The 21,493-nt window shown below is 68.9% G+C and carries 23 protein-coding genes and 1 pseudogene; 12 read left to right on the forward strand and 12 right to left on the reverse strand.

The window, feature by feature from the left end; genetic code table 11:
- Positions 1-58 precede the first annotated feature (58 nt).
- Positions 59-817, forward strand: coding sequence for an MBL fold metallo-hydrolase (locus G6N48_RS16810; protein ID WP_085271707.1), 759 nt, complete (start codon positions 59-61; stop codon positions 815-817).
- A gap of 23 nt (positions 818-840) precedes the next feature.
- On the opposite strand, the gene G6N48_RS16815 is transcribed toward G6N48_RS16810, so the two are convergent.
- The 3 genes from G6N48_RS16815 to G6N48_RS16825 are packed head-to-tail and all read right to left on the reverse strand — an operon-like array spanning position 841 to position 2,653.
- Positions 841-1,335 carry a GNAT family N-acetyltransferase gene (locus tag G6N48_RS16815; RefSeq protein ID WP_085271706.1) on the reverse strand — a complete coding sequence of 165 codons (495 nt, stop codon included), beginning with the start codon at positions 1,333-1,335 and terminating at the stop codon, positions 841-843.
- 47 nt (positions 1,336-1,382) lie between these two features.
- The gene (locus G6N48_RS16820; protein WP_085271705.1) at positions 1,383-2,279 is read right to left on the reverse strand and encodes a class I SAM-dependent methyltransferase; all 897 of its coding nucleotides are present in this window, start codon (positions 2,277-2,279) and stop codon (positions 1,383-1,385) included.
- A gap of 5 nt (positions 2,280-2,284) precedes the next feature.
- Positions 2,285-2,653 carry a DUF3054 domain-containing protein gene (locus G6N48_RS16825; protein ID WP_085271704.1) on the reverse strand — a complete coding sequence of 123 codons (369 nt, stop codon included), beginning with the start codon at positions 2,651-2,653 and terminating at the stop codon, positions 2,285-2,287.
- Between the two features lie 116 nt (positions 2,654-2,769).
- On the opposite strand from G6N48_RS16825, the gene G6N48_RS16830 reads away from it, so the two are divergent.
- The 5 genes from G6N48_RS16830 (at position 2,770) to G6N48_RS16850 (ending at position 7,743) form a co-directional block, all read left to right on the forward strand.
- On the forward strand, positions 2,770-3,954 hold the full coding sequence (locus G6N48_RS16830) for an acyl-CoA dehydrogenase family protein (RefSeq protein WP_085271703.1): 1,185 nt from the start codon (positions 2,770-2,772) through the stop codon (positions 3,952-3,954).
- 20 nt (positions 3,955-3,974) lie between these two features.
- Positions 3,975-5,123: an acyl-CoA dehydrogenase family protein gene (locus tag G6N48_RS16835; RefSeq protein ID WP_085271702.1), complete on the forward strand. Its 1,149-nt coding sequence runs from the start codon at positions 3,975-3,977 to the stop codon at positions 5,121-5,123.
- 37 nt (positions 5,124-5,160) lie between these two features.
- Positions 5,161-5,775 carry a hypothetical protein gene (locus G6N48_RS16840; protein WP_085271701.1) on the forward strand — a complete coding sequence of 205 codons (615 nt, stop codon included), beginning with the start codon at positions 5,161-5,163 and terminating at the stop codon, positions 5,773-5,775.
- A gap of 233 nt (positions 5,776-6,008) precedes the next feature.
- On the forward strand, positions 6,009-7,397 hold the full coding sequence (locus G6N48_RS16845) for an NAD(P)/FAD-dependent oxidoreductase (protein ID WP_085271700.1): 1,389 nt from the start codon (positions 6,009-6,011) through the stop codon (positions 7,395-7,397).
- An 82-nt stretch (positions 7,398-7,479) separates the two neighbouring features.
- Entirely contained in the window at positions 7,480-7,743 is a 264-nt protein-coding gene (locus G6N48_RS16850) for a hypothetical protein (RefSeq protein WP_085271699.1), read from the forward strand.
- A gap of 105 nt (positions 7,744-7,848) precedes the next feature.
- On the opposite strand, the gene G6N48_RS16855 is transcribed toward G6N48_RS16850, so the two are convergent.
- Positions 7,849-8,730 carry a cytochrome P450 gene (locus G6N48_RS16855; protein WP_308205283.1) on the reverse strand — a complete coding sequence of 294 codons (882 nt, stop codon included), beginning with the start codon at positions 8,728-8,730 and terminating at the stop codon, positions 7,849-7,851.
- A 504-nt stretch (positions 8,731-9,234) separates the two neighbouring features.
- On the opposite strand from G6N48_RS16855, the gene G6N48_RS16860 reads away from it, so the two are divergent.
- Entirely contained in the window at positions 9,235-9,960 is a 726-nt protein-coding gene (locus tag G6N48_RS16860) for a TetR/AcrR family transcriptional regulator (RefSeq protein ID WP_085271697.1), read from the forward strand.
- 51 nt (positions 9,961-10,011) lie between these two features.
- Here G6N48_RS16860 and G6N48_RS16865 read toward each other — a convergent pair whose 3' ends face one another.
- From G6N48_RS16865 to G6N48_RS16880, 4 genes are all read right to left on the reverse strand, one after another.
- Positions 10,012-10,404, reverse strand: coding sequence for a rhodanese-like domain-containing protein (locus tag G6N48_RS16865; protein WP_085271696.1), 393 nt, complete (start codon positions 10,402-10,404; stop codon positions 10,012-10,014).
- Complete coding sequence (locus G6N48_RS16870; protein ID WP_139826039.1) at positions 10,401-11,531, reverse strand: ATP-grasp domain-containing protein; 1,131 nt, start codon at positions 11,529-11,531, stop codon at positions 10,401-10,403. The genes G6N48_RS16865 and G6N48_RS16870 overlap by 4 nt, the downstream gene beginning before the upstream one ends.
- 89 nt (positions 11,532-11,620) lie before the next feature.
- The gene (locus G6N48_RS16875; RefSeq protein ID WP_085272041.1) at positions 11,621-12,259 is read right to left on the reverse strand and encodes a PaaI family thioesterase; all 639 of its coding nucleotides are present in this window, start codon (positions 12,257-12,259) and stop codon (positions 11,621-11,623) included.
- Positions 12,260-12,267: 8 nt separating this feature from the next.
- Positions 12,268-13,566, reverse strand: coding sequence for an adenylosuccinate synthase (locus G6N48_RS16880; protein ID WP_085271694.1), 1,299 nt, complete (start codon positions 13,564-13,566; stop codon positions 12,268-12,270).
- 67 nt (positions 13,567-13,633) lie between these two features.
- Between G6N48_RS16880 and G6N48_RS16885 the strand changes: the two genes are divergently transcribed.
- The 3 genes from G6N48_RS16885 to G6N48_RS16895 are packed head-to-tail and all read left to right on the forward strand — an operon-like array spanning position 13,634 to position 16,004.
- Positions 13,634-14,278, forward strand: coding sequence for a peptidase M50 (locus G6N48_RS16885; protein WP_085271693.1), 645 nt, complete (start codon positions 13,634-13,636; stop codon positions 14,276-14,278).
- Between the two features lie 60 nt (positions 14,279-14,338).
- Positions 14,339-15,067 carry a site-2 protease family protein gene (locus G6N48_RS16890; RefSeq protein WP_163670973.1) on the forward strand — a complete coding sequence of 243 codons (729 nt, stop codon included), beginning with the start codon at positions 14,339-14,341 and terminating at the stop codon, positions 15,065-15,067.
- Between the two features lie 40 nt (positions 15,068-15,107).
- A complete protein-coding gene (locus G6N48_RS16895; RefSeq protein WP_085271691.1) occupies positions 15,108-16,004 on the forward strand; it encodes a cation diffusion facilitator family transporter in 897 nt (298 codons plus the stop codon).
- Here the strand turns inward: G6N48_RS16895 and G6N48_RS16900 are convergent.
- Complete coding sequence (locus G6N48_RS16900; protein ID WP_085271690.1) at positions 16,001-16,414, reverse strand: DUF3151 domain-containing protein; 414 nt, start codon at positions 16,412-16,414, stop codon at positions 16,001-16,003. The genes G6N48_RS16895 and G6N48_RS16900 overlap by 4 nt on opposite strands.
- A 65-nt stretch (positions 16,415-16,479) precedes the next feature.
- Between G6N48_RS16900 and G6N48_RS16905 the strand changes: the two are divergent.
- Positions 16,480-17,070: pseudogene (locus G6N48_RS16905) on the forward strand (hypothetical protein); the annotation flags it as partial.
- Between the two features lie 60 nt (positions 17,071-17,130).
- Here G6N48_RS16905 and fbaA read toward each other — a convergent pair.
- Positions 17,131-18,165: a class II fructose-bisphosphate aldolase gene (gene fbaA, locus G6N48_RS16910; protein ID WP_085271688.1), complete on the reverse strand. Its 1,035-nt coding sequence runs from the start codon at positions 18,163-18,165 to the stop codon at positions 17,131-17,133.
- Positions 18,166-18,261: 96 nt separating this feature from the next.
- On the opposite strand from fbaA, the gene G6N48_RS16915 reads away from it, so the two are divergent.
- Positions 18,262-18,945 carry a DedA family protein gene (locus tag G6N48_RS16915; protein WP_085271687.1) on the forward strand — a complete coding sequence of 228 codons (684 nt, stop codon included), beginning with the start codon at positions 18,262-18,264 and terminating at the stop codon, positions 18,943-18,945.
- A 19-nt stretch (positions 18,946-18,964) separates the two neighbouring features.
- Here the strand turns inward: G6N48_RS16915 and G6N48_RS28670 are convergent, their stop codons facing one another.
- On the reverse strand, positions 18,965-20,311 hold the full coding sequence (locus G6N48_RS28670; protein WP_085271686.1) for a 3-oxoacid CoA-transferase: 1,347 nt from the start codon (positions 20,309-20,311) through the stop codon (positions 18,965-18,967).
- A complete protein-coding gene (locus tag G6N48_RS16925; protein WP_085271685.1) occupies positions 20,308-21,459 on the reverse strand; it encodes a glycoside hydrolase family 76 protein in 1,152 nt (383 codons plus the stop codon). Before G6N48_RS16925 ends, G6N48_RS28670 begins: the two co-directional genes overlap by 4 nt.
- Between the last annotated feature and the right edge of the window lie 34 nt (positions 21,460-21,493).

Raw genomic sequence — 21,493 nt, forward strand, 5'->3', positions numbered from 1 at the left:
CTCGCGACCCGCCACGCCCGGCTCCGCCGCGCTCGCGATCGCTCCTAGACTCACGGCCATGGCCCACCAGCCGACCCCCGTCCAAGTGACCGACACGGTGCACCTCGTCCAGGGCCGTGCCGTCAACTGGACGATCGTCGCCGACGACACCGGCGTGATGCTGATCGACGCCGGCTACCCCGGCGACCGCGAGGCCGTGCTGTCCTCGCTGCGGACGCTGGGCCACCACGCCGGCGACCTGCGCGCCATCCTGCTCACGCACGCACACATCGACCACCTCGGCTCGGCGATCTGGTTCGCCCGCGAGCATGGCACTCCGGTGTTCTGCCACTCCGGGGAAGTTGCCCACGCCAAGCGCGAGTATCTGGAGCAGGCATCGGTTTTCGATGTCGCGCTGCGGATTTGGCGTCCCCGCTGGGCAAAGTGGGGTCTGCACGTGGTGCGTAGCGGCGGCCTGATCCGCGACGGCATCCCGACCGCCCGGCCGTTGACCGCCGAGGCCGCCGCCGCTCTCCCGGGCCGCCCCACGGCGGTCGACACCCCCGGGCACACCAGCGGCCACTGCTCGTACCTGGTCGACGGCGTCCTGGTCAGCGGCGACGCGTTGGTCACCGGTCATCCGCTGCTGCGCCGGTCCGGGCCGCAGCTGCTGCCGGCCGTGTTCAGCCACAGCCAGCACGACTCGGTGCGCAGCCTCGAGACGCTGGCCTCGCTCGACACCGAGATGCTGCTGCCCGGTCACGGCGACGTGTGGCGCGGCCCGATCCGCGAGGCGACACAGGCCGCCTTCGCGCGGGCCGGCGGCGCGACGGCATGACGTCGGAGGTCTGCCCCGCGCGCTCACCGAGCAGCGGGCGTCAGCCACTTCTCGAACGCGATCGGCCGAAACGGCCCCCAGGACGGCAGCGGATCGGGCGGCACGCGGGTGTAGCCCGTGGCGTCGTAGAGGGCCTCCGCCTCGGGTTGCCGATTGCCGGTGATCAGGTACAGCCGCCGGTAGCCGCGCGCGGCGGCCTCGGCCTCCAACGCCGCCAGCAGCGCCTTCGCGTAGCCGCGCCGCCGGTGCGCGCTGTCGGTCCAGATCCGCTTGAGTTCGGCGGTCTGCGCGTCGTATCGCTGGAAGGCGCCGCCGACGACCGGGACGCCGTCCAGCACGCCGACCAGCATCCCGCCGTCCGGCGCGGCCAACGCGGTCGCCGGGACCGGCAGCCACTGCAGGTGGATGTCCGGCGTGCCGCCGTAGCGCTGCGCGTACTCGACGGCCAATTCTGCCAGCAGGGGCTGGGCCAGCGGATCGTCGTGGGTCGCGGACACGAAGTGCAGCGGGCCGGGCATTCCTCCATTCTTGCCGGATGGTCCGGGCGCGGCGAAGGAGAGCGACGTCAGCAACGCCGCGGCGGTCTGCGGGCGGCCAGCCGCGCGGCGGTGACGTATTTCGGGATGAACAACGAGTCGCCCGGATTGTGGTGCGGCCGTTCCAGCCCTAGGACGCCGCGTATCTCCGTGGCGTCGCGGGCCGTGGTTTCCCAGCCGAGCTCTGTCAAATACTCAGGCACATAACGGTATTCGCCTGGATGGGTGAGGCTGGCCAGGTCGACGTCCAGGCCGTGGCGCTGCCAGCAGTCGACGTAGGCGCGTTCCGCCTCGAGCTGCAGCGGGTTCCAGGCCGGCAGGTGGTCGGCGGCGAACCGGCTGCCGGCCGCACTGGCCGAGGACAGCGACTGCAAAAGACGATGCTGGCGCTCCGGCGTCAGGTACCCGACCAGAAGCTGCTCGGCGATCCACACGGTGGCCCGGGTGTCGTCGAAACCCACCCGTCGCAGCGCCGCCACCCAATCCTGGCCCAGGTCAACGCCGACCGCGCACCGGTTGGCGGTCACCCCGGCGCCCAGGCCGCGCAGCACCTCGGATTTGAAATCCAGCGTCTCGGGCCGTTCGACCTCGTAGACGGTGGTGCCGCGCGGCCACCACAGCCGGTAGGGCCGGGTGTCCAGACCGGACGCCAGGATCACCACCTGACGGATGCCCGCCCGGACCGCTTCGGCGAGGAAGTCGTCCGAACAGCGGGTGTGCGCCACGACGATGTCGATCAGGGCGGCCAGCTGCGGGTCGCTGCCGCCATCGGTCGCGAACGTGCGGTCGTCGATCATCCGGGCGAGATAGTCCGCCCCTGCGGCGCGCACCAGCGGATCGGCGAACGGATCGTGCAGCAGCCCCGCGCCGGTCGCGATCGCCCTCGCGGTGGCGGCGAACGCGGCGGTCGTCGGGACGGGTGCCATCGATCTCAGGCGTCGGAGCGGCGCCGCGCGAGTCCGACGGCCGCGCGCCAGCCGAGCAGCAGCAAGGCCGTCACGGACGACGCCACGACCACGAAACTGGCCGCCACCCCGGCGGAAGTGGCCTTGCGCAACACCATGCCGACCACCACGGTGCACGACCAGACCACGACTCCGGTGGGAAACACGGCGGTGGGCCGGCGCCAGCCCCGCGAAACCAGCCAGCCCAGGACGGTCCCGCTGAGAAACGGCCAGGCCGTGGTCGCGACCCCGGTGGCACTGAGCCCTTCGTCGTGGCTGCGACGCCCCACCGCGCAGAACACCAGCACGCCGATGACGTCCACAGCCAGCCAGGACGGCCACCGGAGCCTAAGCATGAAGCGAGACTACCGGGCAGCGGTGCCGTTCTTTGCGTCCCGGGCGGCGCGATTGGCCGGCGGACAGGTGCTCAACTGCGCGGCCTGGCCACGGCGATTAGTGGCAGGCTGATTCCATGAGCACTCAGACACCCCCCGCCTTCGATCGAGACGACCCCCTGGGCCTCGACGCCTCGCTGTCCGACGACGAACTCGCGGTCCGCGACACGGTCAGGAAGTTCTGCGCCGAACACGTGCTTCCCCACATCGCGGAGTGGTTCGAGATCGGTGACCTGCCGGTTCGCGAACTCGCCAAGCACTTCGGCAAACTCGGCCTGCTCGGGATGCACCTGCACGGCTATGGCTGCGGCGGCGCGTCGGCGGTGCACTACGGGCTGGCGTGCACCGAACTCGAGGCCGCCGACTCCGGCATCCGGTCCATGGTGTCGGTGCAGGGGTCGCTGGCGATGTTCGCCATCTGGCGGTTCGGGTCCGAGGAGCAGAAACAGGAGTGGCTACCCGGTATGGCGGCGGGCGAACGGCTCGGCTGCTTCGGGTTGACGGAGCCCGACGTCGGGTCCGACCCGGCCGCGATGACCACCCGGGCACGCCGGGACGGGTCGGACTGGGTGCTCAACGGCCGCAAGCTGTGGATCACCAACGGCTCGGTAGCCGACGTCGCGGTCGTGTGGGCGGCCACCGACGACGGTGTCCGGGGCTTCCTCGTCCCCACGCAGACCGCCGGATTCACCGCCAACACCATTCATCACAAGCTGTCGCTGCGCGCGTCGATCACCAGCGAGCTGGTGCTCGACGACGTGCGGCTGCCCGCCGACGCGATCCTGCCCGAGGCGCGCGGGCTGCGCGGGCCGCTGTCGTGCCTGTCCGAGGCGCGCTACGGGATCATCTGGGGATCCATGGGAGCGGCCCGCTCGGCCTGGCAGGCCGCGCTCGACTACGCCACGCAGCGCACCCAGTTCGGGCGCCCGATCGCCGGATTCCAGCTCACCCAAGCCAAACTCGTCGACATGGCGGTCGAGTTGCACAAGGGACAGCTGCTTTCGTTGCACCTCGGGCGGCTCAAAGACGGCCCAGGTCTGCGCCCCGAACAGGTGAGCTTCGGCAAGCTCAACAACACCCGAGAGGCGATCAAGATTTGCCGCACCGCACGAACGATATTGGGCGGCAACGGGATATCACTGGAGTATCCGGTCATCCGGCACATGGTGAACCTGGAATCGGTGCTGACCTACGAGGGCACCCCCGAGATGCATCAGCTGGTTCTGGGCCAGGCGTTCACGGGCAGCGACGCCTTCCGCTGACGATCCGACAGGAGCACCGCATGGCCGCGCGTCTCGAATACACCTCCGAGCATCACCAATTTCGCGAACTGGTACGGGAATTCGTGCGACACACGGTCGTTCCGGCGCATGAGGAGGCCGAACGGCAGGGTCGCTGGGACCGGTCGTTGTTCGCAGAGGCGGGCAAGCTCGGCCTGCTGGGCTTTTCGGTGCCCGAGGACTTCGGCGGGCCGGGAGTCGACGACTTCCGGTACAACGCGATCCTCATCGACGAATTGCAGCGGGCGGGCGCGGCGGCCGAATCGATCGCCTTCACCCTGCAGAACGACATCGTGCTGCCCTACCTCACCGATCTGACCACCCCCGAGCAGCAGCGGCGCTGGCTGCCCGGCGTGGTCACCGGCGAGACGGTGCTCGGCATCGCGATGACCGAGCCCGGCACGGGCAGCGATTTGGCGGGTATCCGGACGTCGGCGGTCCGGGACGGCGACGAATACGTGGTCAACGGGGCCAAGACGTTCATCTCCAACGGGCAGAGCGGCGACCTGTTCGTCGTCGCGGTGCGCACCTCGCCGGACCGGCACAAGGGGCTGTCACTGCTGGTGGTCGACGCGGATACGCCGGGGTTCTCGCGCGGACGCAACCTGGAAAAGATCGGCCTGCACGCCCAGGACACCAGCGAGCTCACTTTCACCGACATGCGGGTGCCCGCCGGCAATCTGCTCGGCCAGGAAGGCGCGGGCTTCTACCAATTGGTGGGCAACCTGCCGCAGGAGCGACTCGCGCTCGGGGTCGGCGCGGTGGCCGCCGCGGAGAGCGTCCTGGCCCAGACGCTGGACTACGTCCGCGAGCGCAAGGCGTTCGGTACGCCGATCGGCAGCTTCCAGAACAGCCAGTTCGTGCTCGCCGAGCTGGCGACCGAAATCGACATCGCCAGAACGTATCTCGATGACTGTCTGGCTCAGCATCTCACCGGTGACCTGACCGCCGCGCGCGCCGCGCGGTTGAAGTGGTGGACCACCGATCTGCAGGTGCGCACCGCCGACCGCTGCCTGCAGCTACACGGCGGCTATGGCTACATGCGGGAGTACAGCGTGTCGCGCGCGTTCGTCGACGCCCGCATCCAGACGATCTACGGCGGGACCAACGAGATCATGAAGACCATCATCGCCAAGGACCTCGGAATCTGATGACCACCGACTCGACCGGCCACGCACACCTGTTCAAATGAGAGCCATGAGACTTCGGAGCATGATCGCGGCGATGTCGTTGGCCCTCGCGGTGGGGACGCCGTCCGCCGGCGCCGCGCCCAGCGTCACGCTGCCCCCGATGACGTCCGGCGGCGGCGGACCGCTCATCGGTGGCGGCAACAACGCGGGGATCGCCGGCCAGTTGACCAGCCTGAACGATCCCAACGTCCAGGAGGCGGACGGCACGGACGCCGCGCAGTTCATCACGGCCGCCGGAGCGGTCGCCGACACCCAGCTCGCGGCGCCCTTCGGGCTGCTGCGCCGGGCGATGTCGTGCCAGACGAACAACGCCGGGTTCGGGGCCCGCGCCTTCCGCCGCAAGGACGGTCTCTGGGGTGGGGCGATGCTGGTGGCGGCCAAGAGCGCCACCCCCAACGTCGACGACCTGGCGAACTGCGAGAAGACCAACTGGCGCCGGGCGACGGCGGGCACGCAGACGTCGGGTTGCAACAGCGGCTGGGTCACCCCGAACTCGTTCGCGAGCCGCAACGGCGCCGAGGCTTACTACATCCTGCTCGCCGGCACGGCCGACGACTTCTGCACCGCGCTGAACGCCAAGTACAAGACGAACGCGAGCACCTGGCCGTTCTAAAGGGCGGCGGATTGAAAATCGGCGGGATCAACGCACCCCACCACTTCGGCATCGTCCGATCGAACATATGTTCGATTATAGCGGGATGGGTCGACTACAGTTACCTTCGCGTGGCTGGCCCGCACCGCCAGCCCTTGTAGCGTGAGCTCGGCAAGATGGCCGGAGACCTTATCCCGCCGCTGGACGGTGCCAAGTCTTACGGTGGAGATGCGCCGGCACAGAGAGGGGTGAGCATGTCGCATCGAGTTGTCATCATCGGGAGCGGATTCGGCGGACTGAACGCGGCGAGGGCTCTCAGGCGGGTCCCCAAAGGAAGCCAAGTCGACGTCACTCTGATCTCGAAGACGACCACGCACTTGTTCCAGCCGCTGCTGTACCAAGTGGCGACGGGCATCCTGTCCGAAGGCGACATCGCGCCCACCACCAGGCTGATCCTGCGCAAGCAGAAGAACATCCGCGTTCTGTGGGGTGAAGTCACCTCCGTCGACCTCAAAGCTAAGACGGTCACGTCCCACCTGATGGGAATGGATACGGTGACGCCGTACGACAGCCTGATAGTGGCCGCCGGCGCGCAGCAGTCCTACTTCGGCCACGACGAGTACGCCGCCTTCGCGCCCGGCATGAAGACCATCGACGACGCCCTCGAGCTCCGCGGCCGGATCCTGGGTGCATTCGAGGCCGCCGAGGTCGCCACCGACCCCGCCGAGCGACGGCGCCGACTCACCTTCGTGGTGGTCGGCGCCGGGCCCACCGGTGTCGAATTGGCCGGCGAGATCGTGCAACTCGCCGAGCGGACCCTGGCCGGCGCATTCCGGACCATCACGCCCAGCGACTGCCGGGTCATCCTGCTCGATGCGGCGCCCGCGGTGCTGCCGCCGATGGGCCCCAAGCTGGGTGCCATCGCGCAGCGCCGGTTGCAGAAGATGGACGTCGAGGTGCAGCTCGACGCCATGGTGACCGCCGTCGACTACATGGGCATCACGGTCAAGGAGAAGGACGGCAGCGAACGGCGCATCGAGTGCGCCTGCAAGGTGTGGGCGGCCGGCGTGCAGGCCAGCTCGCTGGGCAGGATGATCGCCGAACAATCCGACGGGACCGAAACCGACCGTGCCGGAAGGGTGCTCGTCGAACCCGACCTCACCGTCAAGGGCCATCCATACGTCTTCATCGTCGGCGACCTGATGTCCGTGCCAGGCGTTCCGGGCATGGCGCAGGGCGCAATCCAGGGAGCGCACTACGCGGCCACGACGATCAAGAACGCGGTCAAAGGCGCCGACAAGCTGGGCAACCGCAAGCCGTTCGCCTACCACGACAAGGGCAGCATGGCACTCGTCTCCCGCTACAGCGCCGTCGCCAAGGTCGGCAAGCTGGAGTTCGGCGGGTTCATCGCCTGGCTGGCCTGGCTGCTGCTGCATCTGTACTACCTTGTGGGCCACCGGAACCGGGTCGCCGCCATGTTCGCCTGGGGGATTTCCTTCCTGGGCCGCACGCGCGGCCAGATGGCCATCACCAGCCAGATGATCTATGCGCGCCCGGTGGTCAATTGGGTGGAGCAACAGACGCAGGGAACGCTGGCGGCGGCCGAGCGTGCGGAAGAGGCTGAACAGAGGGCGACGGGCTAACCAATTCTCCTCAGCGCCAGTTTGCGGGTGCTAGAGTCCCGGCTCGGGGCAAGGGAAGACACATCCGGGAGGACTCACGATCATGCAGATCTCTAAGGCACGACTTGCGGTCGCGGGGGTACTGACGGCCACCGCTTTCAGCGTTCTCGGCGCCGGAACCGCCTACGCCGTCCAGGAACACATGTTCAACGCGCGCAACGATCTGCAGCAGGGGCTCGGCGAACTGCAGCAGGCCGAATCCGACAAGGGCGGCCACCGCGAGCAGGCGATCAACCTGGTGCAGCAGGCCATCGACCAGGTGAACCAGGGCATCCAGTACGCCCAGCAGCACCCGAACGGTCAATAAGCCCGTCGCCTGACGGCGCCCCTCGTTGACGCGTCCGGCGGATGCCAATCGCTGGCCCCCGGCCGGCGAGCGGTTCGGATGGGTGCGTCCGTTGCGCGAGCGGTCTCACGAGGCGATGAGCCGTACCGGGAGGTGGCTGTGGCGGTGGATGATGTTGTTGACCGCCCAGGTCGGTTCTGCGGCGAGCTCGATGCGGTCGACGAGGCCGATCAGGGCTTTGAGCATGGCGGTGGTTTCCAGCCGGGCCAGGCCTTGGCCGGCGCAGGCGTGGGCGCCGTTGCCGAAGCCTAGGTGGCGTCCGGCTTCGTTGCGGATGTCGAAGACGTTCGGGGCCTCCCACTCGAGTTCGTCGCGGTTGGCTGAGGCGTACATCACCAACACCCGAGCGCCCGCGGGAATGGACGCACCACCGATCTCTTTGCTGCACAGAGTCTTTCGGGTGAAGGCGCGAATCGGCGACTCAAATCGCACCACTTCGTTTACGGCATTGGCCATCAGCGAGGGCTCATTCTTGAGCAGGTGCCATTGCTCCGGGTGCGTGGCAAAGAGATATATGGCGCTCGAGATGGCGCTGATGGTGGTATCCAACGACGGGGCTATGTAGTCGACCAGCAGTGGCGGCACTTCTTCTGCGGTCAGGGTTCCGTCGGTGACGGCGGTGAGAAGTTCGTGCGCCATGCTGCCGGGCAGCACGTCGCGGTCACGTACGACACTTCGCGCGAAGCGCAGCATCTGCAGGCTGCGCGGCACGGCTTTGAGGGCCTGCCAGTTCGGTGGGCCGAGAATGTCGAAAGTCGCTGCGGCCCAGTCGAGTAGATGATCGCGTTGATTTCGTGGCCACCCGACCAGATCCGGAACGACGGCCAGCGGGAGAGCGGTAGCCAGGTCACTCACCGCGTCAACCCTGCCCCGGCTCACTGCGTGCTCGACGATGGCGCAGGCCCGTGCGTCGATGTCGTCACCCAGGGCGCGCAGCGCGCGGGGCATCAACCTGTGCGCGACGAGCTTGCGGCGTCGGTCGTGTTCGGCACCGTCGCTGTTGAGTGTGGTCCCGCGCGACAGCCGATTGGCGATGACGTTGGCCGCAACCCCATGTCCGGAGGCGTACTGTCCGTCGTCGCGCAGGGTGGCCTTGCACTCGGCGTAACGCGGCAGAGCGTAGAGGCGATGGCGGGCAAGCCATACAGCCGGTCCCAGATTCCGAATGGCGCGGTAGTGGGGGTAGGGGTCACGGATTGCTGAGGCGCTGTAGATGCTGGGCCGATACACCGGCACATTTGCAGAATGACGGATCACGCGATGGCTCCTACCCGTGGTCGGCGGTGCGGGCATGCGCCGAGGTGGCGGCGAGGTCGCGGCCCGCGACCATGTCGGTGTGGTCGGGTCTGACCACCACCGGCAAAGTTGAGGAAATCGTCATACACGAGCATATTGTCAGAAGATACTAACTGACGAAATCCTCAGCAAGGAGTCCGCTGGTATTCTCCGCTCATGGATGCGCCCCAGAGCGAGGGCGGCGAGCCGCAGAATGCACGAGTCAACCGCCTCGAACGCCGCAAGATGCGTACCCGCAACGCCCTCATCCGCGCCGCTCAGGGCTTTATTGCGCAGGGCAGACTCGGTGCTGCGATCCTCGAGATCACCCAGGCCGCCGACGTGGGCATGGGTTCGTTCTACAACCACTTCGACAGCAAGGAAGAACTGTTCGAGGCGGCCGTCACCGACGCACTCGACAACCTCGGCGCGCTGCTCGACGGCTTCACCGCATCCATTTCAGACCCGGCCGAGGCTTTCGCGGCGAACTATCGCCTGACTGGACGATTGTTCTGTCACCGCCCGCAGGAAGCGGCGCTGCTACTGGCCCACTGCGGATCCCTCATCTTGTCCGACCGCGGGCTGTCCCCGCGAGCCTTGCGTGACATCACCGCCGGGATCGAACGGGGCCGATTCACCATCCCCGATCCCGAATTGGGATTGGCCATCGCCGGCGGGATGCTGGTCGGGATGGCGGTGCTGTTGCGCGACCGGCCCGAGCGCAACGCCGATGCCACCGTCGACGAGGTGACCGAACGCCTGCTGCGGACGCTGGGCATGACCCCCCAGCGAGCCCGGGCAATCTGCCGCAAGCCGTTGCCGGACGTGTCAACGCTGCACGACCCTCCTACGGAGTGGCCAACTCCTCTGCAGCCGACGTCCACCGATCCTTCCTCCGACTGACGTCGGCGCCTGCGAGCGGCGGCGACATCGTCGCGCGGGCTGCTGCGCCGGTCACATCTGCTTCCAGGGCAATCCGGTCGCTTGCCAGCCCGTTCCACTCTGCCGGCCCTCGAAGCCGTCCAGCACGTTGAAGGACGGCGCGATGCCCAACCCGGTCGCGAGCTCGGCGGCGGCGATGGAGCGGCTGCCGGAGCGGCACAGGAAGATGACCGGGCGCTCGTCGTCACCCACCTGGTCGCGCAGTTCGTCGGCGAAGCCCTCGTTGCGCAACCCGTCGGAGGTGTTCCACTCGATGAACACCGCCTCGCGCCCCAGCCCGGAGAGGTCCGGCACCCCGACCGTGCGCCATTCGGCGTCGGTGCGCACGTCGACCAGCATGGCCCGGGGGTCGTCGTTGAGCAGCTGCCAGGCCTGCTCGGGCGTGATGTCTCCCGCGTAGCTCATCCGCGTGAGTCTCCCACATCCAGCCGGCCGGCAACCTCGCGGGCGCGGTCACGCGCGACGTCCACCTCCGGCGCGGTGGCCAGCGCCAGCAGCCCCGACGCGGTCGCCCGCACGTCGCTTTCGGGCACACCCAGCGCGCCCCTCAGCGCTGCCGGCGACGGCGAGCCGGCCGCCTCGATACCGCGCACGGCCGACGGCGACAGCATCATGGTGTCCACCGGCAGACCCATGATGGTCCGCGCGAGCAGTTCGAACGCAGACAGTCGCTGGCCGCGCAGGGTCGTCCAGGCGCTGGCGCGCGGCAGCGCCGTCACGCCGGCGAAGTAGACCTCGTCGCCGTTGATCATCAACTCCACGCCGAACACGCCGCGGCCGCCGAGCGCCTTGACGATGCGCGCGGCGATCGACCTCGACGCGTCCATGGCGGCGGCGGTCAGCTTCTGCGGCTGCCACGCTTCGAGCACGTCGGCGTCGACACCTCGATGACCGATGGGCGAACAGAATTCGATCACCGGACCGCGCGGACCGTCGCTGCGGACGGCGAGCAGTGTGATGTGGAACTCCACCTCGACCACCGCCTCGGCCAGCACCCGCGCGCGCTCCGCCCCCGCATCGCCACCGACCGCGCGCTGCCAGGCGGCCCCGATGCCGGCGCGACTCGATACGGACGAAATACCATGCCCGGTAAGCGATTTCACCAGCAGTGGATAGCCGACGTGGGCACCCACCGCCTCCAGCTCGCCGGCCGATCCGGCGAACCAGAACGGGGCGGTGGGCAGGCCCAGCTCGTCGGCGGCCAGCCGGCGCAGGCCCTCCGTGTCGGCGGCAAGCCGCAAGGCGCGGGCGCTGGGCACCAGTTCGGGGCCATCCGGCCCGCCGCCGGTGGCCAACCGGTCCAGGGCGTCGAGGTCACTGGCCGAGACCGCGTCGGTGACGCACACGTAGTCGGGACGCTCCCGCCCGACGGTGGCGGCCAGGCCGTCTGCGCGCTCCTCGACGGCGATCACCTTCGCGCCCAGCCGCCGCAGCGAGATCGCCAGCTCGCGACTCAGCTCGCCCGAGCCCACCAGCATCACCCGCGGCCCGGCGTCGGCGCTCGCAGCGGGCGTGGCCGGGGAGATCGCCATGGCGAGTGCGGTCGTCTGGGTCTCGTCGGCGGGTGCGTCGGTCACCGCTCAAGGATAGGTCCGCCGCTAAGGGCGGCCGTCCGGCCGGCTCAGGGCTGGCCGGGCAGCAACCGGACCATCAGACCGGTCCCCTCGGCCAGCACGGCGCCGTCGGCGTCGAGGAGTTCGGCGGCCACGAACGCCTTGCGACCCTCGGTCCTGGTGACGCGGCCGCTCACCTTCAGCGGCGCGTCGATCGGGGTGACCTTGCGGTAGTCGACGTGCAGGAAGGCGGTCCGGCTGATGGGCCGCCCCGCGGCGTGCGCGATCATGCCGAACATGTGGTCGAACAACAGCGGCAGCACGCCGCCGTGGACCGCCATGTTGCCGCCGACGTGAAACCGGCTGAAGTGTCCCGTCATCTCCACGCCGTCGGGCGCGTAGCGGGTCAGCGTCCACGGCGGCAGCAGCAGGCTGCCCATGCCGGGCAGGTCCGGCGCCCTACCGGCCGGCGCCTTGCCCTCCTCGGCGCGGAACGGGTCCAGCAGCTTCACCAGTGCGCCCACCCGGTCGGCCGCCTCGTCCCACAGGTCCTCGTCAGGGTCGGCGCTTACCGCCAGGTCCTGCAGCTCTCGCATGGCCGCCACGAACCGGCCGAAGCCCGGGCCAGGGCTGGCCGGGCCGTACTCGGGAAATCCGCCGTGGTGCTCGTAGTCGGGGTCGAGTTCCTTGGGGTCGGGCTCGGCCAGCGGGTGGGTCACGCGCGGGCCGCCAGGACGTCGCGCCGCACTATGGACTGGTCACGTCCCGGGCCCACGCCGATGCACGAAACGTGTGCTCCCGCAAGCTCTTCCACACGTAACACGTAGTCGCGCGCCTTGGCCGGCAAATCGTCGAAGTCCCGCGCGTCCGAGATGTCCTCCCACCACCCCGGCAGCTCCTCGTAGATCGGCTCGGCGCGGTGCAGATCGCTCTGGGTCATCGGCATCTCGTGGGTGCGCACCCCGTCGAGCTTGTAGCCCACGCACACCGGCACCGTTTCCAGGCTGGACAGCACGTCGAGCTTGGTCAGGAAATAGTCGGTGATGCCGTTGACGCGGGTGGCGTAGCGGGCGATGACGGCGTCGAACCAGCCGCACCGCCGGCGCCGGCCGGTCGTCACGCCGAACTCGCCGCCGGTCTTGGACAGGTATTCGCCGTTCTCGTCGAACAGTTCGGTGGGGAACGGGCCGGAACCCACCCTGGTGGTGTACGCCTTGAGGATGCCCAGCACGGCGGTGATCCGCGTCGGGCCGATCCCCGAGCCGACGGCCGCGCCGCCCGCCGTCGGGTTCGAGGACGTCACATAGGGATACGTGCCGTGGTCCACGTCGAGCAGGGTGCCCTGCGAGCCCTCCAGCAGGACCGTCTCCCCGTCCTCCAGCGCGTTGTTGAGCAACAGCCGGGTGTCGGCGATGCGATGCCGGAAGCCCTCCGCCTGCTGCAGGAGCGACTCGACCACCTGGTGCGGGTCCAGCGCCTTGCGGTTGTAGATCTTGACCAGGATCTGGTTCTTGAGTTCCAGGGCACCCTCGACCTTGTGGGTCAGCACCTCGGGGTCGAGCACGTCGGCGACCCGGATGCCCTGGCGGGCGATCTTGTCCTGGTAGCAGGGCCCGATGCCGCGGCCGGTGGTGCCGATCTTCTTGTTGCCCATGTAGCGCTCGGTGACCTTGTCGATGGCGACGTGGTAGGGCAGCAACAGGTGCGCGTCCGCGGAGATCAGCAGCTTGGAGGTGTCCACCCCGCGTTCCTCGAGGCCGCGCAGCTCCTCGAGCAGCACACCGGGATCGACCACCACACCGTTGCCGATCACGTTGGTGACGCCGGGGGTCAGCACCCCCGACGGGATCAGGTGCAACGCGAAATTCTCGCCGCCCGGCAGGACGACGGTGTGCCCGGCGTTGTTGCCACCCTGGTATCGCACCACCCACTGGACCCGGCCGCCGAGCAGGTCAGTGGCCTTACCTTTGCCCTCGTCGCCCCATTGGGCGCCGATGAGGACGATTGCCGGCATGACGTGCTCCAACCTGATCTCGCCTGCGTATTGTGGTCCAGCCGGTGACCCACCCTAGCTGAGGAGGTTGCGAGAAGTGACCCACCTGGCGGTTCTGGTGTTCGGCCAGACGCGTGCACGGGGCGCGCTGCGCGGGTGGCCGACGCTCCAGGTCCGCGACGTGACGGATCTGGACGATGCGATCGGCCGGTACCGGCGGCTGGTCGTCGTCGGCGCCGATGCGGATCTGGCCGCGCTGCTGACGCGGCTGCTGCGCGCCGGCAGGCTCGACGTCGAGGTCGCCTACGCGCCGCCCCGCCCCACCAGGGCGACCCGGGCGTACCGGCTGCCGGCCGGGCGTCGCGCGGCGCGCCGCGCCGTGCGCGGCTCCGCCCGGCGGGTCACGCTGGTCCGCGACGACACCGGCTCGGTGGTGGTGGGCCGCGCCGCCTGGATGCCGCCCGACGAACGGCGGACCGTCCACGGCGAGGCGGTCGTCGACGACACCGTGCTGTTCGACGGCGAGGTCGCCGCGGTGCTCGTCGAGCCGACACTCGCCCCGCCGGGGCTGCGGGCCCGGGTGGGCGGGCTCTGGCACCGCTGGGTCGCAGGCCGCGCGGCGCAGCTGGGCTGCACCGGCGTGACCGTGGTGCGCGACGGGCGCGCGGCGCCGCGGGCGGCCCGCCGATCGACGTTCTACCGCAATATCGAAGGCTGGCTGCTGGTCGGATAGGTTCGACCGGTGAGCTTCCCTGTCCGGCCGGCGGTGCGGCCCAGCCCCATTTTCCTGGCGATGCTGGCCGCGACGGCTGCCGGTGGCGCGCTGGCCTGGCTGGCCGGGTCGACCGCGCGGCCGATGGCGTACGCGGGGGTGTTCACCTTCGTGATCGCCGGCTGGCTGGTGTCGCTGTGCCTGCACGAATTCGGGCACGCGGTCACCGCGTGGCGGTTCGGCGACCACGATGCAGAACTGCGTGGCTACCTGACCCTCGATCCGCGCCGCTACAGCAATGCGGCGCTGTCGCTGGTGCTGCCGATCATCATCATCATCCTGGGCGGGATCGGCCTGCCCGGCGCCGCGGTGTACCTGCGGACCTGGTTCATGACGCCCGCCCGCCGCACGCTGGTCAGCCTCGCGGGACCGATGGCCAACCTGCTGCTGGCGGTGCTGCTGCTGGGTTTGACCCGGCTGTTCTTCGACCCGGACCACGCGGTCCTGTGGTCGGGCGTGGCCTTCCTGGGCTTTCTGCAGGTCACCGCGCTGGTGCTGAACGTGCTGCCGATCCCGGGCCTGGACGGTTACGACGCGCTCGAACCCCACCTGAGTCCGGAGACGCAGCGGGCACTGGCACCGGCCAAGCAGTGGGCCTTCTTCATCCTGGTGTTCCTGCTCCTGGCGGTGCCGGCGCTCGCCCAGTGGTTCTTCGGGGCGGTGCTGTGGCTGTTCGACTTCTCCGGGGTGCCGCAGGTGCTGGTGGGCAACGGCGACGCGCTGACCAGGTTCTGGAGCCGCTGGATCTGACCCTTGCCATATATGCGTCGATCCGCATATATTTCACGGCATGGGCGCGGGTCACAGTCACACCCCCGACGAGACCGATGCGTCCCGGATGATCCCGCGGATGATCGCCGCCGCCGCGATCCTGGCCGCCTTCTTTGTGGTGGAGCTGACCACCTCGCTCCTGATCAACTCCATCGCCCTGCTTGCCGACGCCGGGCACATGCTGACCGACGTCGTCGCCGTATTCATGGGCCTGGCGGCCGTCACATTGGCGCGGCGCGGCAGCTCATCGCCCGCGCGTACCTACGGCTGGCATCGGGCCGAGGTGTTCACCGCGGTCGCCAACGCCGCGCTGCTGATCGGCGTGTCGGTGTTCATCCTGTACGAGGCGATCCAGCGGTTGCGGGAAACCCCGTCTATTCCCGGCGTCCCGATGATCGTGGTCGCCCTCGCCGGGCTGACCGCGAACCTGGCGGTGGCGCTGCTGCTGCGCTCCCATTCGTCGCAGAGCCTCGCGGTCAAGGGCGCCTACATGGAGGTGGTCGCCGACAGCGTCGGCAGCCTGGGCGTCCTGATCGCCGGTGTCGTCACGGTCACGACGCGCTGGCCCTATGCCGACGTCGTGGTCGCCGTGCTCGTCGCGCTGTGGGTGCTGCCGCGCGCCCTCTCGCTGGCCCGCGACGCCCTGCGCATCCTCTCCGAGTCGTCGCCGACCCACATCGACGTGGCGGAGTTGCGCGGCGCGCTGGCCTCCGTCGAGGGCGTGACCGAGGTGCACGACCTGCACGTGTGGACGCTGTCGCCCGGCAAGGACATGTGCACCGCGCACCTGAGAAGCGCCGGCGACTCCGCCCGGGTGCTGCACGACGCCCGCGCCGTGCTGTCGGCCCGGGGACTGGACCACGCCACGGTGCAGATCGACTGCCCGGGCGAGCCCGACTGCACCGAGACGTTCTAGAGCCCGAGCGCCTTTCGGGCCTCGGGGTCACAGTCGTCGAGCAGGTCCAGGCAACGCAGGTACTCGTCGGTCTCGCCGATCGTGTCGGCCGCGCGCGCCAGCGCCGCCACGCACCGCAGGAAGCCGCGGTTGGGCTCGTGGGAGTACGGGACCGGCCCGAAGCCCTTCCACCCGTTGCGACGCAGCTTGTCAAGGCCGCGGTGGTAGCCCGTGCGCGCGTACGCGTACGCGGTGATGGCCTTGTCGTCGGCCAGCGCCTCTTCGGCGAGTGCCGCCCAGGCCACCGACGCCGACGGATGCGCCGCGGCGACGATGCCCGGGTTCTCCCCGGCGAGCAGTTCCGCCTCCGCGTCGGCATCGGCGGGCAACAGGATCGGATCGGGTCCCAGAAGGTCTCCCATCGGCGTCATGACACCTATTCTGCAGATCCGTCCTGGCGCCCAATCCGGGGGACGTGTCGCTAAGCTTTCTACTCATGCCCAATGCACCCGAACCCGGTCGCGGCGGCACGCCGAAACGGCCCGGGTTCGACCCTCGCGAACCGCGCGGCGAGCGGAGCGATGCGCGGCGGGCCGCGGGACCGGACGACGAGGCGACCGAAAGCTACCCCCTGGTTCCCGGCGACTCCGAGACCGAGACCGTGGTGTTCAATAAGCAGGGCCCCGACGACGACCCCGGGTCCGATCCGGACGACCAGCAAAGCGGCGAACGTCGTTACACCGCACCGGGTTTCGACGCGAAAGAGACCATGGTGATCTCCACCGCCGCGGAGCCGGCCACCGAGGTGTTCCGCTCGCCCCCCGGGCACGAGGAGCCGACGGCGCAGTTCGGCGTTGCGTCCAAATCCGCCGCTCCACAATCCATTCCGCCCCGGCTCGGCGCCACACTGCGGACCTCGCGGCAGTTCAACTGGGGATGGGTGCTCGCGCTCGTCGTGCTGGTGCTGGCGCTGGCGGCGATCGCCATCCTGGGCACCGTGCTGCTGACCCGCACGAACCACCCGAAGTCATCGCCGGACGACCCGGTGCGCCACACCATCGACAGCTCCGAAGTCGCGGTGCAACGCGACCACCCGGTGGTATTCGGCGTCGACCAGGTCGGATTCCGGGGGAAGAGCTGGCTGCGCCTAGCCCCCGAGTGACTTTCCCGCGCAGTGCAGGTCGTTGCACGCTTCCACGACCCGCTCGCTCATCGAGGCCTCGGCCTTCTTCATGTAGCTGCGCGGGTCGTAGACCTTCTTGACGCCCACTTCGCCGTCGACCTTGAGCACGCCGTCGTAGTTGGTGAACATGTGACCGGCGATCGGCCGGGTGAAGGCGTACTGGGTGTCGGTGTCGACGTTCATCTTCACCACGCCGTAGCCCAGCGCCTCCTCGATCTCCGACTTCAGCGAACCCGAACCACCGTGGAAGACGAAGTCGAACGGCTTGGCGTCGGCGGGCAGCCCCAGCTTGGCCGCCGCCACCCGCTGGCCCTGGGCGAGGATGTCGGGGCGCAGCTTGACGTTGCCCGGCTTATAGACGCCGTGCACATTGCCGAAAGTCGCTGCCAGCAAATACTTTCCGTGCTCGCCGGCACCGAGGGCGTCGATCGTCTTCTCGAAGTCATCGGGCGTGGTGTACAGCTTGTCGTTGATCTCGTGCGCCACGCCGTCCTCCTCGCCGCCGACCACACCGATCTCGATCTCCAGGATGATCTTGGCGGCCGCGGCCTCCTTGAGCAGCTCCTGGGCGATCACCAGGTTCTCGGCGATCGGCACCGCCGAGCCGTCCCACATGTGCGATCCGAACAGCGGGTCCCCACCCGCGCGCACGCGTTCGGCAGAGATCGCCAGCAGCGGGCGCACGTAGCTGTCCAGCTTGTCCTTGGGGCAGTGGTCGGTGTGCAGCGCGACGTTGACGGGGTACCGGGCCGCGATGGACCACGTGAACTCGGCCAGCGCGACCGCCCCGGCGACCATGTCCTTCACCCCGAGCCCGGACGCGAATTCGGCACCACCGGTGGAAAACTGGATGATGCCGTCGCTGCCCGCGTCGGCGAAGCCCTTGATGGCGGCGTTGACCGTTTCCGATGAGGTGCAGTTGATGGCCGGGAACGCGTACGAGTTCGCCTTGGCGCGCTGCAGCATCTCCGCGTAGACCTCGGGTGTCGCGATGGGCATGGGAACTCCTCGTTCGTCTCTTCGTCGGAGGCCGGGTCCACTCAGTATGGTTCAGGACGGTCGGCCGCTCACCCCGAGCCGGTATGTTGAGACACCGTGAGTACCGCCGTGATGGCCTTGCCCGACATCCTCGACCCGATGTACTGGTTGGGCGCCGACGGTGTCTTCGGCTCCGCGGTGCTGCCGGGCATCCTCGTCATCGTCTTCATCGAGACGGGTCTGCTGTTCCCGCTGCTGCCCGGGGAGTCGCTGCTGTTCACCGGCGGCTTGCTGGCCGCGCACCCGCATCCCCCGGCGAGCATCTGGGTGCTGGCGCCGTGCGTCGCGCTGGTCGCGATTCTGGGCGACCAGACCGGGTATTTCATCGGCCGGCGGATCGGGCCGGCGCTGTTCAAGAAGGAAGACTCGCGGTTCTTCAAGAAGCACTACGTGACCGAGTCGCACGCCTTCTTCGAGAAGTACGGCCCCTGGGCGATCATCCTGGCCCGGTTCGCGCCCTTCATCAGGACCTTCGTCCCGGTGATCGCCGGGGTGTCGTACATGCGCTACCCGCTGTTCCTCGGCTTCGACATCGTCGGCGGCATCGCGTGGGGTGGCGGTGCGACGCTGGCGGGCTACTTCCTGGGCACCGTCCCGTTCGTGCACCAGAATCTGGAAAAGATCATCCTGGCCATCTTGTTCGTGTCGCTGCTGCCGGCGTTCCTCGCGGCCTGGCGGGGCTACCGTGGCCGGCGGCGCCGGGTCGAGGAGGGCTCGGATCAGGTGCCGGTCTCGGACTGAGGCGCCCTCTGCCGCCGGCTCAGGCGACCAGGAAGTCGCAGCCGGTTTTGTCCCGGACCTCGGCGACCGTGACGCCGGGATGCAGTTCGGTCAGCGTGAGCCCGCGCCCCGGATCGACGTCGAAGACGCACAGGTCGGTGATGATCATGTCCACCACCCCTTTACCGGTGAGCGGGAGCGAGCACTGCCTGAGGATCTTCGGGCTGCCGTCCTTGGCGGTGTGATCCATCACGACGATCACCCGTTTGACCCCCGACACCAGGTCCATCGCGCCGCCCGGGCCCTTGACCATCCTGCCCGGGACCATCCAGTTGGCCAGGTCGCCGTTCTCGGCCACCTCCAGCCCGCCCAGGATCGACAGGTCGATGTGGCCGCCGCGGATCATCGCAAAGGAGTCCGCGCTGCTGAAGAAGCTGGACCCGCGGATGGTGGTGATGGTCTGCTTGCCCGCGTTGACCAGGTCGGGGTCCACCTCGTCTTCGGCCGGATAGGCTCCGATGCCCAGCAGTCCGTTCTCCGATTGCAGAGTGACGTTGATGTCGTCGGGGATGAAGTTGGCGACCAGCGTCGGAATGCCGATGCCGAGGTTGACGTAGTAGCCGTCGCGCAACTCCTTGGCGGCACGCTTGGCCATGAGCTCGCGGATGGGGCTGTCGCTCTTGACCGCGGCGCCGCCGCTGGTGGTGCGGAATTCGATCCGCTTCTCGTATGCGGGTCCCTCGACGATGCGGTCCACGTAGATGCCCGGGGTGTGGATCAGGTCGGGATCGAGTTCGCCGACCTCGACCAACTCCTCCACCTCGGCGATGGTGACGGCGCCGCAGGTGGCGATCATCGGGTTGAAGTTGCGCGCCGTCTTGCGGTAGACGAGGTTGCCCGCGGTGTCACCCTTCCACGCCTTGACGATCGCGACGTCGGCGCGAATCCCTTCCTCCAGAACGTATTCGGTGCCGTCGAAGACCCTCATGTCCTTGCCTTCGGCGAGCTGGGTGCCGAAGGCGGTGCGGGTGTAGAAGCCCGGGATCCCCGCGCCGCCGGCACGCAATTTTTCGGCCAGCGTGCCTTGGGGGGTGAGCGCGAGGTCCAACTCGCCGGCCAGCACCTGACGCTCGAATTCCTTGTTCTCCCCGACGTAGGAAGCGATCACCTTCTTGACCTGTCGTCCCTTGAGCAACAGGCCCATGCCGAAATCGTCGACGCCCGCGTTGTTTCCGACGATCGTCAGGTCTTTGACGCCGCTGTCCACCAGCGCGCGGATCAGGTTCTCGGGGATACCACACAGCCCGAATCCGCCCGCCGCGATGGTGATGCCGTCCTTGAGCAGACCCCGTAGCGCCGACTCGGCGTCGGCGTGGACTTTAGTCACTGAGCGCTCCTGTCCTGGTGCGACGATTCGGCGGTGACGTTACAGGCGGCCTCCATCAGCATCCACCCTGACAGCTGCACCGACATGTCACGTTCGGGGACCTCGGAACTCAAAACGGCGCCGCCGACGAACTGGGCTTTCTTGCCGCCCTGGCCCGGCAGCTCGGCGTCGCGGTCCCAAAACGCGCCGAACAGCGGCAGGCCGTCCACCGTCTGCCGGTGGTCCCACGCCGACTTCGCGCTGGACAGCACGATCGCGCGGGCAGTGTCGCGGGCCACGGCGTCGTCGGCCGAGTCACCCGGCAGGGTGGTGGCGACCAGCGCGAGGTAGCGGGCCGTGATGCCGGCGAACAGGCCGCCGTCGCCGCCCCCGCCGCCTTGTATCACCCCCGACGGCGCCATGTGCTCGCCGACCGCGGCGACCAGGCGGTGCACGCGCGCCGCGTGCCGTGTCCGGACTTCGGCGCCGGTGCGCGCCGCCAGCTCGGTCTCCAGGCCCAGGACCACGCCCTGGCAGTAGGTGTACTGCGCGCGAACCAGCGACTTGGCCTTGATGCCGTCGAACACCAGGTGCGTGTCCGGGTCGATCAACGTCCGGTCGATCCAGTCGGCCATCTGCCCGGCCCGCTTGAGCCGATTCCCGCGGTCGTCGGAGTACCGGGCCAGGAAGATCCCCGCCGGGCCGTTGGCCGGGGCGTTGAAGAACTGGTCGGACTTGCGCCACGGGATGCCGCCACCGTCTTCGGGCACCCACGCCTTGACGAACTGGTCGGCCAGCTTGGGCAGGGCGCGGCGGCGCTCGACGCCGGCGATGCGGGCGGCGCGTTCCAGCGCCAGCGCCAGCCACGCCATGTCGTCGTAGTAGCTGTTGATCCAGGAGAAGTTGTTACGCACGCGGTGCGTGCGGACCTGCCGGTTGATCTTGATGCGCCGCGCCGGCTGCGGGTCGCGCAACTCGGCGTCGACCAGGCAGTCCAACAGATGGCTCTGCCACCAGTAGTGCCAGGTGCCGAACCGGCGGTCCCGCCGCGTCGCCGGCCAGGCCACCACGCCCAGCTGGGTTCCGGGCAATCCCCACAGCCGTCTCAGGTGCCGTTGCGTGACAGCGGCTTCGGAGCTCGCCGCGCGGTTGGCCCACAGCTGATCCATACTGCCGATCCTGCCCTACGCGTGCGAGCGTCGA

Source organism: Mycobacterium parmense (assembly GCF_010730575.1).
Taxonomy (GTDB): Bacteria; Actinomycetota; Actinomycetes; order Mycobacteriales; family Mycobacteriaceae; genus Mycobacterium; species Mycobacterium parmense.

What these genes read in the sequence shown, in the direction of transcription:
- G6N48_RS16810 (WP_085271707.1), top strand. Translation starts at nt 59, where the DNA reads ATGGCCCACCAGCCGACCCCCGTCCAAGTGACCGACACGGTGCACCTC.
- G6N48_RS16815 (WP_085271706.1), bottom strand. Translation starts at nt 1,335, where the DNA reads ATGCCCGGCCCGCTGCACTTCGTGTCCGCGACCCACGACGATCCGCTG.
- G6N48_RS16820 (WP_085271705.1), bottom strand. Translation starts at nt 2,279, where the DNA reads ATGGCACCCGTCCCGACGACCGCCGCGTTCGCCGCCACCGCGAGGGCG.
- G6N48_RS16825 (WP_085271704.1), bottom strand. Translation starts at nt 2,653, where the DNA reads ATGCTTAGGCTCCGGTGGCCGTCCTGGCTGGCTGTGGACGTCATCGGC.
- G6N48_RS16830 (WP_085271703.1), top strand. Translation starts at nt 2,770, where the DNA reads ATGAGCACTCAGACACCCCCCGCCTTCGATCGAGACGACCCCCTGGGC.
- G6N48_RS16835 (WP_085271702.1), top strand. Translation starts at nt 3,975, where the DNA reads ATGGCCGCGCGTCTCGAATACACCTCCGAGCATCACCAATTTCGCGAA.
- G6N48_RS16840 (WP_085271701.1), top strand. Translation starts at nt 5,161, where the DNA reads ATGAGAGCCATGAGACTTCGGAGCATGATCGCGGCGATGTCGTTGGCC.
- G6N48_RS16845 (WP_085271700.1), top strand. Translation starts at nt 6,009, where the DNA reads ATGTCGCATCGAGTTGTCATCATCGGGAGCGGATTCGGCGGACTGAAC.
- G6N48_RS16850 (WP_085271699.1), top strand. Translation starts at nt 7,480, where the DNA reads ATGCAGATCTCTAAGGCACGACTTGCGGTCGCGGGGGTACTGACGGCC.
- G6N48_RS16855 (WP_308205283.1), bottom strand. Translation starts at nt 8,730, where the DNA reads ATGCCCCGCGCGCTGCGCGCCCTGGGTGACGACATCGACGCACGGGCC.
- G6N48_RS16860 (WP_085271697.1), top strand. Translation starts at nt 9,235, where the DNA reads ATGGATGCGCCCCAGAGCGAGGGCGGCGAGCCGCAGAATGCACGAGTC.
- G6N48_RS16865 (WP_085271696.1), bottom strand. Translation starts at nt 10,404, where the DNA reads ATGAGCTACGCGGGAGACATCACGCCCGAGCAGGCCTGGCAGCTGCTC.
- G6N48_RS16870 (WP_139826039.1), bottom strand. Translation starts at nt 11,531, where the DNA reads ATGGCGATCTCCCCGGCCACGCCCGCTGCGAGCGCCGACGCCGGGCCG.
- G6N48_RS16880 (WP_085271694.1), bottom strand. Translation starts at nt 13,566, where the DNA reads ATGCCGGCAATCGTCCTCATCGGCGCCCAATGGGGCGACGAGGGCAAA.
- G6N48_RS16890 (WP_163670973.1), top strand. Translation starts at nt 14,339, where the DNA reads ATGCTGGCCGCGACGGCTGCCGGTGGCGCGCTGGCCTGGCTGGCCGGG.
- G6N48_RS16895 (WP_085271691.1), top strand. Translation starts at nt 15,108, where the DNA reads ATGGGCGCGGGTCACAGTCACACCCCCGACGAGACCGATGCGTCCCGG.
- G6N48_RS16900 (WP_085271690.1), bottom strand. Translation starts at nt 16,414, where the DNA reads ATGACGCCGATGGGAGACCTTCTGGGACCCGATCCGATCCTGTTGCCC.
- fbaA (WP_085271688.1), bottom strand. Translation starts at nt 18,165, where the DNA reads ATGCCCATCGCGACACCCGAGGTCTACGCGGAGATGCTGCAGCGCGCC.
- G6N48_RS16925 (WP_085271685.1), bottom strand. Translation starts at nt 21,459, where the DNA reads ATGGATCAGCTGTGGGCCAACCGCGCGGCGAGCTCCGAAGCCGCTGTC.